This window comes from Bradyrhizobium sp. MOS003 (genome assembly GCF_003020125.1).
In the GTDB taxonomy this organism is placed as follows: domain Bacteria; phylum Pseudomonadota; class Alphaproteobacteria; order Rhizobiales; family Xanthobacteraceae; genus Bradyrhizobium.
In genome coordinates this window covers 1,987,405-1,999,594 of sequence record NZ_PYFW01000001.1, presented here as the reverse complement: position 1 = coordinate 1,999,594, position 12,190 = coordinate 1,987,405, and the positions used below count along the sequence as shown (strand labels likewise).

General features: G+C 65.3%; 9 protein-coding genes. All 9 read right to left on the bottom strand.

The annotated features are described in order from the left end of the window. Nucleotides 1–21: 21 nt before the first annotated feature. Nucleotides 22–1,707, bottom strand: a complete 1,686-nt coding sequence (gene recN, locus C7G42_RS09660) for a DNA repair protein RecN (protein WP_106948674.1) — start codon at nt 1,705–1,707, stop codon at nt 22–24. 13 nt (nt 1,708–1,720) lie between these two features. Beyond that, nucleotides 1,721–2,611, bottom strand: a complete 891-nt coding sequence (locus C7G42_RS09655; RefSeq protein WP_106948673.1) for an outer membrane protein assembly factor BamD — start codon at nt 2,609–2,611, stop codon at nt 1,721–1,723. Nucleotides 2,612–2,856: 245 nt separating this feature from the next. Then, nucleotides 2,857–3,819, bottom strand: a complete 963-nt coding sequence (gene lpxC, locus C7G42_RS09650; RefSeq protein ID WP_106948672.1) for a UDP-3-O-acyl-N-acetylglucosamine deacetylase — start codon at nt 3,817–3,819, stop codon at nt 2,857–2,859. A 362-nt stretch (nt 3,820–4,181) separates the two neighbouring features. Beyond that, entirely contained in the window at nt 4,182–5,975 is a 1,794-nt protein-coding gene (gene ftsZ / locus C7G42_RS09645) for a cell division protein FtsZ (RefSeq protein ID WP_106948671.1), read from the bottom strand. A gap of 87 nt (nt 5,976–6,062) precedes the next feature. After that, nucleotides 6,063–7,385: a cell division protein FtsA gene (gene ftsA, locus C7G42_RS09640; protein WP_106948670.1), complete on the bottom strand. Its 1,323-nt coding sequence runs from the start codon at nt 7,383–7,385 to the stop codon at nt 6,063–6,065. Further along, complete coding sequence (locus C7G42_RS09635; protein ID WP_106948669.1) at nt 7,382–8,398, bottom strand: cell division protein FtsQ/DivIB; 1,017 nt, start codon at nt 8,396–8,398, stop codon at nt 7,382–7,384. Before C7G42_RS09635 ends, ftsA begins: the two co-directional genes overlap by 4 nt. 349 nt (nt 8,399–8,747) lie before the next feature. After that, entirely contained in the window at nt 8,748–9,734 is a 987-nt protein-coding gene (locus C7G42_RS09630; protein WP_106948668.1) for a D-alanine--D-alanine ligase family protein, read from the bottom strand. A 22-nt stretch (nt 9,735–9,756) separates the two neighbouring features. Further along, a complete protein-coding gene (gene murB / locus C7G42_RS09625; protein ID WP_106948667.1) occupies nt 9,757–10,677 on the bottom strand; it encodes a UDP-N-acetylmuramate dehydrogenase in 921 nt (306 codons plus the stop codon). A 4-nt stretch (nt 10,678–10,681) separates the two neighbouring features. Continuing rightward, nucleotides 10,682–12,082: a UDP-N-acetylmuramate--L-alanine ligase gene (gene murC / locus C7G42_RS09620; RefSeq protein WP_106948666.1), complete on the bottom strand. Its 1,401-nt coding sequence runs from the start codon at nt 12,080–12,082 to the stop codon at nt 10,682–10,684. Nucleotides 12,083–12,190 lie beyond the last annotated feature (108 nt).

The window sequence follows — 12,190 nt, the reverse complement described above, 5'->3', positions numbered from 1 at the left end:
CGCGCGTCCGGGACACGAAACCTAGCTCGCCGCCTTGAGCAGCCGGTCCGCGGCCGCCCTCGCCTCCGCCGTGATTTCGGCGCCGGCCAGCATGCGGGCGATTTCCTCGCGGCGGTGGTCGGCGGCCAGCGCATTGACGCGGGTGGCGACACGCTTGCCCTTGTCGAGGGCGTCCTTGGAGATCAGCAAATGCAGGTCGGCGCGGGCGGCAACCTGCGGGGCGTGGGTCACGGCCATCACCTGCACCTTGCCGGCAAGCCGCGCCAGGCGCCCGCCGATGGCATCGGCAACCGCACCGCCCACGCCGGTGTCGATCTCGTCGAACACCAGCGTCGGCGCCGAGCCGCGGTCGGACAGCACCACCTTGAGCGCCAACAGGAAGCGTGACAGCTCGCCGCCGGAAGCGACCTTCATCATCGGTCCCGGCTTGGTGCCCGGATTGGTCTGCACCCAGAACTCGACGCGGTCGAAGCCTTGCGGGCCTGGAGCTGCCTCGTCGGTTGCCACCTGGGTCATGAACTTGGCGCGTTCGAGCTTGAGCGGGGCGAGCTCGGCGTTGACCGCCTTGTTGAGCTTCTCGGCCGATTTCTGCCGCACCAGCGACAGCTTCTTGGCGGCGGCGGCATAGCGGCTATCTGCCTCGATCGCGGCCTGCTCCAGCTTCTTCAGCCGCGAGGCGCCGGCATCGATCAGCACGACGTCGGCGGCGTATTTCGCGGCCAACGCGGCGAGCCCGTCGACCGGCGTCGAATGTTTGCGCGAGGCTGCGCGAAGTGCGAACAGGCGTTCCTCGATGCGTTCGAGCTCGGCCGGATCGAAATCGGTCGCGGCGAGTGCCGCCTGGAGATGCTGGTCGGCCTCCTCCAGCGCGTTGATCGCCGCGTCGATCGCCTTCACGGCGGGCTCGACCAGCGCCGGCGAATTGACGCCGCGGCGTTCCAGCCGGCGTACAGCAGCCGACAGCGTCGAGACCGGCGAATGGTGGCCACCGACAGCCTCCTGCGCCTCACGCAAATCAGAGGCGATCTTCTCGCCCTGCATCATGGTGGTGCGGCGATTGGCGAGCGAGGTCTCCTCGCCGTCCTTGGGCGCGAGCTGCTTCAGCTCGGCGGAGGCGTGGCGCAGATAGTCGGCCTCGCGCGCGGCGCGCTCCATGCCGGCGCGATGCTCCTCCAGCGCAGTATTGGCGGTGCGGCGTGCGTCCCAGAGCGTTTCGACCGCGGCGACGTCCTTCTCAAGGCCGGCGAACGCGTCGAGCAGGCGGCGGTGGGTGGCGGCGTCGACCAGCGCGCGCTCGTCATGCTGGCCGTGGATCTCGACCAAGGCGGCGCCAACCGCCTTCAGCGTCTGCACGCTGATCGACTGGTCGTTGATGAAGGCCCGGGTGCGGCCGTCGGCGAGCTGCACGCGGCGGAGAATCATCTCGCGAGACTCTTCGACACTCGTGTCGTCCAGGCCATTCTCGGCAAGGATCTTCGTCGCGGGGTGATCCCTGGGGACATCGAACACGGCAGTGACCTGCCCCTGCTCCACGCCGTGGCGCACGAGGCCGGCGTCGCCGCGGCCGCCGAGTGCCAGCGCAAAAGCATCGAGCAGGATGGATTTGCCCGCACCGGTCTCGCCGGTCAAAACCGCGAGGCCGGTGGTGAATTCGATATCGAGCCGTTCGATCAGGACGATGTCGCGGATCGATAGACGCGCCAGCATGGAACCAAATTTCCTAGCCGAGGCCCATCTTCTTGAAGGTCTTGCTAATCCAGGACCCCTGATTCTCGCTCGGCTCGAGACCGCCGGATTTTACAAGATTATAGGCGTCCTTGTACCAGCGGCTGTCAGGAAAATTGTGCCCAAGCACAGCCGCCGCGGTCTGCGCCTCGCCGACGATGCCGATCGCCATATAGGCCTCGGTCAGCCGAAACAGCGCCTCCTCGACGTGGCGGGTGGTCTGGTACTGCGTGACGACGGTCTTGTAGCGGTTGATCGCCGCCGTGTAGTCGCGTTTTTGCGCATAATAGCGGCCGGTATTCATTTCCTTGCCGGCAAGCTGGTCGCGCGCGCCCTCGATCTTCGCCTTGGCGGACGTCGCGTATTCCGAGTTCGGATACTTGCGCACCACCTCTTCCAGCGCGGCAATCGACTTCTCGGTGCGGGCCTGGTCGCGGCTGACATCCGGGATCTGGTCGTAGTGGGAGGCCGCGATCAGATACTGCGCATAGGCCGCGTCCGGGCTGCCGGGATGCAGCGTGACGTAACGGGTGGCGGCGCCGATGCAGCCGTCATAGTCGCCGCCCTGGTAGGACGCATAGGCGGACATCAGCAGCGATTTGCGGGCCCAGTCGGAATAAGGATGCTGGCGGTCGACCTCTTCGAACTTCTTGTTCGCCGCCTTCATGTCCTTCTTCTCGTTCATGAGGTACAGGCCCTCATTGTAGATCTTGTCGGCGGGCTCCTCGACGAAGGTGTCGTCCTTGGCGGTGAACTTGTCCCAGAGCGAACCGGTGCCGCAGCCGGCCAGCGGCAGCGCGAGCATGACGAAGGTGGCGGCGTGAAGCAGCCCACGGGCTCGCGACGAGACCGAGAAATATCCGCGCGTCATACGCTGTGCCGACATGAGTTGAAGCCCTGACGCCCTGTGATGCGGTGCCGCCGGCCCATGAACCCCGTCATGGGCGCGAATGTAACCGTGGTGCCTGCCATGCGACCACGCCGATGTATCCGAAAAGCGATCTTTAACCAAACGGATAGGCAGGCATTTCGCCCGGATTAAGGCGAACTTGCCGCAATGCTAGCCAATCATGGTTACCCGGAGTTTCCCGGGGGCAAGCAGCTGCCAGAGGCCCGCGGCGATAGCTCTGTTCAGGACACGTCCGGCCCGTAAGCCGCAGCGATCCGGCCGCCGACAATACCACCACCGACTTCGCCGACGGGACGCGTGGTCCGACGGGCCGCCTCGCCCTCGACGACCCGCCAGGCGGTACGATCGGCGAGCAGCGCGGTCAGGACAGCATGGTTGAGCTTGTGGCCGCCACGCACCGAGCGATAGGCACCAAGCAGCGGCAGGCCGGCCAGGGAGAGATCGCCGATCACGTCCAGCACCTTGTGGCGGGCGCATTCATCGGCGTAGCGCAGGCCCTCGGTGTTGAGCAGCCGCTCGTCGTCGAACACGACGGTGTTGTCGAAGGAGGCGCCGAGGGCATAGCCCGCGCTCCAGAGCCGGGCGACGTCGCACATCAGACCGAAGGTCCGGGCCCGGCCGACTTCGCGGCGGAAACGCTCCGGATTGAGGTCGAAGGCGTAAGCCTGCTGGCCGATGACGGGATTGGTGAAATCGATCTCGACCTCGACGGAGAACCCGTTGGCGTAGGGCCTGATCTCGCCGAAGGAATCGCCGATCTTGACCGAGATCGGCTTCAAAACCTGGATGAAGCGGCGCTGTGCCGGCTGGGTCACGATGCCGGCCTGGTCGATCGCCGCAATGAAGGCCGCGGCGCTGCCGTCCATGATCGGCACTTCGGGACCGTCGATCTCGATCGTGGCGTTGTCGACACCCATGCCCCGCAGTGCAGCAAGCACGTGCTCGGCCGTGGACACCAGCGGACCGTTGCGATCGCCGAGGACGGTGGCGAAATCGGTCGCGATCACCTGCTCTGCGGTAGCCTGAACTTCGCGATCACTTCCCTCGAGGCCGGTGCGGACAAAAACAAAGCCCGCGTCGACAGGCGCAGGCCCAAGGGTGAGAGTGACGGGAAGACCGGAATGAACGCCCACGCCTGCCACGGAGGCTTGCGCACGAAGCGTTGTTTGCCGGCTAAATTTCATCAGGAACCCGCCCCACTACGACCCACTGCGACTTATACTCAACCCGCTTGGCCGGCCACTGCCGACGCTCGCGAATCCGTATCCCCAAGTCACGGCAAACCATAGTCACTGCCTCAAACAGCGCCAACTCACGCTTTTTTACCGATTGTTACCCCAAACCTGCCGTATTCGCGCCAAGGCTTAACCAAATTACGCCGAGGTTTTGGGTCGTTTCCGGCAGTTTGACTGAACACCCAAACACGTAATTAATGATTTAAAATCAGTTGCTTGAATGCGCAATCCGGACATGCGCGGGACAAAAGGAAAGGTCCCGGCAAGCTTGCTGCCGGGACCTTTTTTCGTCAGCCTTATTGTAACAATCCTCAGGTCGCCTGCCGCCGCAGGAAGGCCGGGATATCAAGATGGTCGTCGCCCTGTGGCGCCGGCGCAACAGGCGCGGGACGGCCATGCATATCCAGCCCCTGCGGCGCGGGGCGACGGGCATACTCCGATACCGGATCGCTCGACGCGATCTGCTGCGCCACGGTCTTCTGCTGCCGGCGCTCGGGCAGCGGTGGCATCGCAGGACCGGCGGTGCGGGCTGCGACCGGCGGCTCGCTCTCCTCGTCACGACGGCCGAGACCGACATTGGCAAGGCGCTGCAGCAGCGACAGGCGGGTCTTCTGCGGGGTCTCGTCTTCGACCTCGCCGCGGGCCTGGCGAATTTCGGCCTGGGCAGGCATCGGCAGCTCCTCGAGGCGCGGCATCCGCGGTGCACGGACCGGCGCACGCTCGGCCTGCGGCGGGATGAAGTTTTCCGGCGTCATCGGCTCCTGCATCGCGACCGGGGCCATGTCGGGCTCCGGAAACAGCGTCGGCTTCTGCGCGATCGGGCGCACGGTGACGTCGCCATAGGTCTGCATCGGCGCCGGAGCCTGCGGGACATCCGCGACGGCGGCGGCGATGGCGGCGAGCGCAGCGCGCTCGACATTCGGACGGGGCGCCATCGGCGCGGCAGCGACCGCAGCCGGAATCTGGCCTTCCAGCTTCTGGGCGCGCTCAGCCATACGCTGATTGTCGGCGCGGAGCCGCGCGGTCAGGTCGGCAAGACGGCTTTCGGCGGCGACGGCCGGAGCTGCGGGAGCCTGCTGCGCCTGCGGCGCCGCGTTCGCAACCGGAGCACTGGTGGCCTGGCTGTTGCGGGCGATCGCGGCCTGCTCGATGCCGGTGGCAACGACGGAAACGCGGATCAGGCCGTCGAGCGCTTCGTCGAAGGTGGCGCCGACGATGATGTTGGCGTCCTGGTCGACCTCCTCGCGGATGCGGGTTGCGGCTTCGTCAACCTCGAACAGCGTGAGGTCCTTGCCGCCGGTGATGGAGATGAGAAGACCCTTGGCGCCCTTCATCGAGCTGTCGTCGATCAGCGGGTTGGCGATCGCGGCTTCAGCGGCGGTCAGTGCGCGCTTGTCGCCGGAAGCCTCGCCTGTGCCCATCATCGCCTTGCCCATCTCCTTCATCACCGCTCTCACGTCGGCGAAGTCGAGGTTGATCAGGCCTTCCTTGACCATCAGGTCGGTGATGCAGGCAACGCCGGAATAGAGCACCTGGTCGGCCATCGCGAAGGCGTCGGCGAAGGTGGTCTTCTCGTTGGCGACCCGGAACAGGTTCTGGTTCGGGATGATCAGAAGCGTATCCACGACCTTGTGCAACTCGGCGATGCCGGCCTCGGCCGTACGCATGCGGCGGGCGCCCTCGAAATGGAACGGCTTGGTGACGACGCCGACGGTAAGGATGCCCATGTCGCGCGCGATCCGCGCGATGACGGGAGCAGCGCCCGTGCCGGTGCCGCCGCCCATGCCGGCGGTGACGAACACCATGTTGGCGCCGGAGAGATGGTCGCGCAGCTCGTCCATCACCTCTTCAGCCGCGGTCGCGCCGACGTTCGGCTGCGAACCTGCGCCGAGGCCTTGCGTGACCACCGTGCCCATCTGCACGATGCGCTGCGCCTTCGACATCGTCAGCGCCTGCGCGTCGGTGTTGGCGACCACGAAGTCGACGCCCTGGAGGCCCGCCGTGATCATGTTGTTGACGGCGTTGCCACCGGCGCCGCCGACGCCGAACACGGTGATCCGGGGCTTCAACTCGTGAATATCAGGAACATTGATGCTGATGGTCATGTTTGCCTCTCGATCACGTGCGCGTGGGTTCGCCCCGGCCGGCGGCCGCGGGAGTTGGTGAAAGTCGGGAATTGCGGAAATCGGTCATCAGAAGCCCTCGCGTAGCCATCGTCCGACCTTTCCGAAATAACCGCCGGTCCCTGTCTTGACCTGCTGCCGCGTATGCCGCGGTTCGACATGTTCGTGGTGAACATATTGCGGGTAGACGAGAAGTCCGGCCGGCACCGCGAACGCGGCGTTCTTCGCCTCGTTGGGCAGCCGGCCGAAGCCGAGCGGACGTCCGACCCGAACGGGCCGGCCGAGAATCTGGCTGCCGAGTTCGGCGAGGCCGGTCAGCTGCGAGGCGCCGCCCGAGAGCACGACCCGACCGTTGGGCTCTGAGGCGAAGGGCGAATCCTTCAGCTTGTCCCGAATCATCTCGAAGACTTCCTCGGCACGGTGCTTGACGATGTTGGCGATGGTGGCGCGGGAGACGATCTGCGGCAGATCCTGCTCGTCACCGGCTGTCGGCACAGACATCAGCTCACGCGAGTCCGATCCGCCGGTGATGACGGTCCCGTATAACGTCTTGATTCGCTCCGCATCGGCAATGGTCGCGGAGAGTCCGCGCGCCAGATCCATCGTGATGTGTTGCCCGCCGACCGCAAAACCCGCCGCATGAACGAAACGGCCACCGGAATAAACGGCAATCGTCGTGGTGCCGGCGCCCATCTCGACGACGGCAGCGCCCAGATCGGCCTCATCGTCGGTCAGCACCGACAATCCGGCGACATAGGCGCTCGCCGCCATGGCTTCGACATTGATATGGCAACGTTCCACCGCCAGCATCAGGTTCCGCGCTACGGTGGCGTCGCAGGTGACGACGTTCATGTCGACACCGAACTGATGGGCAACCATGCCGCGTGGGTCGCGGATGCCCTTGACGCCATCGAGCGTGTAGCCGACCGGCAGCGCGTGCAGCACGGTGCGGCCCTCGCCGGTGGCGTGACGCATGCCGGTGGAGGTGACGCGGCTGACATCGGCCTGGGTCACGGCGCCACCACGTATGTCGGCGGCGGCCTCGACCAGCTGGCCGGAAAGCCGGCCGCCGGAGACCGAGAGCAGCACGGACTCGACCCGCACCTTGGCCATCTTTTCCGCGAGCGCGACAGCCTGCCGGACCGCCTGCTCGCATTCGCCGAGATCGATCACCGCGCCGGCCTTCATGCCGCGCGACTGGATCTGGCTGTAGCCGATCAGTTCCACCGCATGGGTGCGGCCGCGCAGCGCCTCGCTCGGCGGCGACGGCTTCAGCCGCGCGATCATGCAGGCGATCTTGCTGGTGCCGATGTCGAGGCAGGCGACGAGGCCGCCGCGCTTGTGCGGCATCGGGCGCGTCTTAGGCGTCTGGGTGCGATCGAGACCGGTCATGCGGAATCCCCGGCCTTCTTTTTCTTCTTGTCCTTGAACAGCTCCTCGCGCGCCTTGGCGGCGTCCTCGGACAGCTGCACCACCAGGCGATCGGGCAGGCGCATGTCGACGGCGACGATGTCGCGCGAGAACAGCCTGTCCTCCTTGTCGAGCTTGGACAGCATCGCCAGCGCGTTGCCGACGTCCTGTTCGGGCAGACGGATGTCGAGACCGTCCTTGAGCCTCAAATTCCAGCGGCGCTCGCCGACGAAGATCGCGGCCTTGGTGATCGAATTGACCTGCGGATAACGCGCCAGCAGAGCGAGGAAATCGCGGGCCTGGGTGTCGGCGCCCTTGCCGACCACGAGCGGCAGCGACAGGAAGCGCCGAGACACATAGGGCTCGAGCACGGCGCCGTCATCGGCGATGACGGAGAGCCGGCCGGCCTCCTGCCACAGCGCGAACGCCTTGCGCTCGGTGAGCTCGATCATCAGCTGGCCCGGATAGAGCTTCAGCACGGTCGCGTCCGCAATCCACGGATTGGCCTTGAGCTTGTCGCGCACGCCGTCGGCATCGAGGAACAGCAGCGAGGAACGGCCGCTGACGCCGCCGATCGCCAGGATCTCGTCCTGGCTGAGCTGCTTGCGGCCGTTGATCACGACGGAGGTGATGCGGAAGCCGGCGGAATTGGCCAGCGCGTTGCGGGCATCGCTGACTGCGGTGATGAAATCCTGGAGATGGCCGCCCTTGACGATGCCGAAACTGCAGCTTCCGATCAGCAGCAGCACGGTCATGGTGATCCCGACCCGGCGCGGCAGATAGCGCTCGATCAGCGCGACCACGCGCGGCGGCGGCTCGCGCTCGACGACGGCCTTGGCCTTGATCTTGTCCTTGGCGGCCGCGCGCTGCTCGGCACGCCTGTCCTGCAGCCACTCGCGCAGAAGCACGACCGCTCCGACAGCGGCCGCCTTCAGGTCAGCTTGGGGCCTCAGCGATCTGAAAAGCGACCGGGTGAGGCTTCCTGCTCCATCCATTGCACGAGCTCGTCAACAGTTTGCCCGCGACATCGCGCGGGTCCTGGCGAACATGACGTCTCGGTCTTGCCGGGCCGGGTGCTGGTCTTCAGCAGATGAAGCCTTTCCCCATTAAAGCGTGCGCTGGAGGTGACATCACCCACAACAGCTCGCGCGCCGGCAGCCAAAACGCCATATGCGCCGCCAGCGTTAACCTTCGGACGTCCTGGTAAACAAAAGGTAAAGTTCGTTAACGCGGAATGCTTTTTGCCCCGCCATGTGAGGCATTTGTGCCGCGATGTCCGGCATTTTACCGGTTTTGGACCCCAAACTGGGCCGTTTCGACCGCTTGGCCGTTAACCAGTCCTAACTATTTTCGTACGCCCCGCCCGGCGAGCTCGACCAGGCCCCGCAGGAAGTCAACAAACTCGATGCCCTCGGCTTTCAGCGCCTTGGGGTAGAGCGAGGACTTGGTCAATCCGGGCAGCGTGTTGGTTTCGAGATAAACGAGGCCCCTGTCCGAGACGATGAAGTCCGACCGGGAATAGCCGGTGCAGGACATCGCGCGGTGCGCCAGCATCGCCTGCGCCTTCAGCGCAGCGGTGATCTCGGGTGAGAAGCGCCCGGGGCAGATCTCCTGGGTCGACTTCAGGAGATATTTTGCGGCGTAGTCGAAATTGCCCTCACCCGGAATGATCTCGATCGGTGGCAGCGAGATGATCGAACCATCGGTACGCTCCAGCACGCCGCAGGTCGCTTCGACGCCGGCGATATAGGGCTCGATCACATACTCTTCGTGCTTGGCCGCGTTGCGGACGGCGACGAGATCCTGCTTGGCATTGACGAAGATCAGGCCATAGCTCGAGCCGTCCCTGGCCGGCTTTGCGATCAGCCTGCCGTATTCGGCGAAGGCCTCGTCGAGGTTGTCGAGCGCAATGTTTGCCGGCGGCGTCACCCCGCCGAGCGCGGCGAAATGCTTGGCCGCGATCTTGTCGAAGGCCAGATGCGAGGAGGCCGAACCCGAGCCGGTGAAGGGTACGCCGCGCGCTTCGCACATCACCTGCAATTCGCCGTTCTCGGCGCGCCCGCCATGCAGGCCGAGCACCAGCACGCGATCCTCAGCTTTGGCCTGATCGAGCGCCTGCTCCAGCTGGATGCCTGATGTGCCGGGCTTGAACTCGTCCTCGAAGGGGCGGGCATGTTCGAGCAGTTGCTTCGACTGAACGGCGTGCACCTTGTCCTCGACGTCCCACCACCACAGATCGGCCTCGGGCAACGCCTGATGCAGGGCCTGGGCCGAGGCGACCGAAACCAGACGCTCGCGGTTGGTGCCGCCGAAGAGGATGGTGATGCGCATGTTCTGTCGTCGCCTGTCCAGGTTAACCGGGAATTCCGATCCGCTTGATTTCCCAGTGTAGCTCAATTCCGGAATTCGCCTTCACGCGTTCACGCACGGTCTCGCCCAGCGTCTCGATATCGTGCGCGGTGGCATCGCCCATGTTGATCAGGAAATTGCAGTGCATCTCCGACACCTGTGCGCCGCCGACGCGCAAGCCGCGGCAGCCGGCGGCGTCGATCAACTTCCAGGCGGAATGGCCGGGCGGGTTCTTGAAGGTCGAGCCGCCGGTCTTCTCGCGGATCGGCTGCGCGGTCTCGCGATGGGTCTGCACCTCCGCCATGCGTGCGCGGATCGCCTCCGCGTCCCTGATCTCGCCGCGAAAGCGCGCGGACGTGAAGATGATGGAGGAATCGACGCCGCTGTTGCGATAGACGAACTTCATGTCGGCGTTGGAGAAGACGTGCTTCGTGCCGTCGCGCCCGACGCCGCGCGCCTCGACCAGCACATCCTTGGTCTCGCCGCCATTGGCGCCGGCATTCATGCGCAATGCGCCGCCGATGGTGCCGGGAATGCCGAAATAGAATTCCAGCCCGCCGATATTGGCGGACGCCGCCACTTCCGACACGCGCTTGTCGAGCGCGGCAGCGCCGGCGGTGACGATGTCGCCGCTCGCGCTCGTCTCGCCGAAGGCGCGCGGTGCCAGGCGGATCACGACGCCCGCAATGCCGCCGTCGCGCACAATGAGATTGGAGCCGACGCCGACGACATAGACGGGAATGTCGGGCGCAAGATGCGCGAGGAAATAAGCGAGATCGTCCTCATCCGCCGGCGTGAACAGCACCTGCGCAGGACCACCGACGCGAAACCAGGTCAGTTCGGCCAGTAACTGGTTGGCGAGCAGGCGGCCACGAAGGTCCGGCATTGCGGCTTTGAGATCGGGCGTGATGTCGGGAAATCCCACTGCCCTACCCCAGCGCCTTCAATTCGTCCGGCAGCGCATACGCCCATTGCGTGATGTTACCCGCACCCAAGCACACGACGAGATCGCCGGACTTCGCCAATCCCTTGACGATGCCCGCGAGCTCCGTCGCGCCCGGCAACGGGACAACCTCGCGATGGCCATGGGCGCGCAGGCCCGTCACGAAATGGTCGCGGTCAATGCCTTCGATCGGCGCTTCGCCCGCGGCATAGACGTCGGCGACGATGACCGCATCGGCGTCGTTGAAGCAGGTGCAGAATTCCTCGAACAGCGATTGCAGGCGGGTGTAGCGATGCGGCTGCACCACGGCGATCACCTTGCCGTTGTAGGAATCGCGCGCCGCCTTCAGCACCGCTGCGATCTCGACGGGGTGATGGCCGTAATCGTCGATGACGGTGACGCCGTTCCACTCGCCGGTCTTGGTGAAGCGGCGCTTGACGCCACCGAAGCCGGCCATGGCGCTGCGGATCTTATCGTCGGAAACGCCGAGCGCGTGTGCAACGGCGATTGCGGCCGTCGCGTTCGACGCGTTATGACGGCCGGGCATCGGCAGCGAAAGGTCGGCGATCTCATGCTCGGTGCCGGCCTTATCGCGGATGACGACCTTGAATTTCGAACCACCGCCGCCTGCGGTCAGGTCGACGAGCCGCGCATCGGCCTGCGGATTCTCGCCGTAAGTGATGATGCGACGATCCTCAATCCTGCCGACCAGGCTCTGCACCACGGGATGATCGATGCACATCACGGCGAAGCCGTAGAACGGCAGGTTCTCGACGAAATGTCGGAAGGCGTCCTGCACGGCCTCGAAGGTCTTGAAATGATCGAGATGTTCGGGGTCGACATTGGTGACGATCGCGACCTCGGTCGGCAGCTTCAGGAACGTGCCGTCGCTCTCGTCGGCTTCCACCACCATCCAGTCGCCGGCCCCTAACCGCGCGTTGGATCCGTAGGCGTTGATGATGCCGCCGTTGATCACGGTGGGATCCAGCCCGCCGGCATCGAGCAGCGTTGCGACCATCGTGGTCGTCGTGGTCTTGCCGTGCGTGCCGGCGATCGCGACGCAGCTCTTCAGCCGCATCAGCTCGGCCAGCATCTCGGCGCGGCGCACCACGGGAATGCGACGTTCGCGCGCCGCCATCAATTCCGGATTGTCGCGCTTGATCGCGGTCGAGACCACGACGACCTCGGCACCGTCGACGTTCTCGGCCTTGTGGCCGACGGAAACCTTGGCGCCCTTCTTGCGGAGGCGGTCGAGATTGTAATTGTCGGAAGCGTCCGAGCCCTGCACGGCGTAGCCGAGATTGACCAGCACCTCGGCGATGCCGCTCATGCCGATCCCGCCGATCCCGACGAAGTGGATGGGTCCGATCTCGCGCGGCAGTCTCATGGCTTATCCCGTGGTTCCGTCGTCATGACCGGGCTTGTCCCGGCCATCCACGAATCCCAAGCTACTTCATGCAAGACGTGGATGCATAGGCACTCGGTATACCGAGCG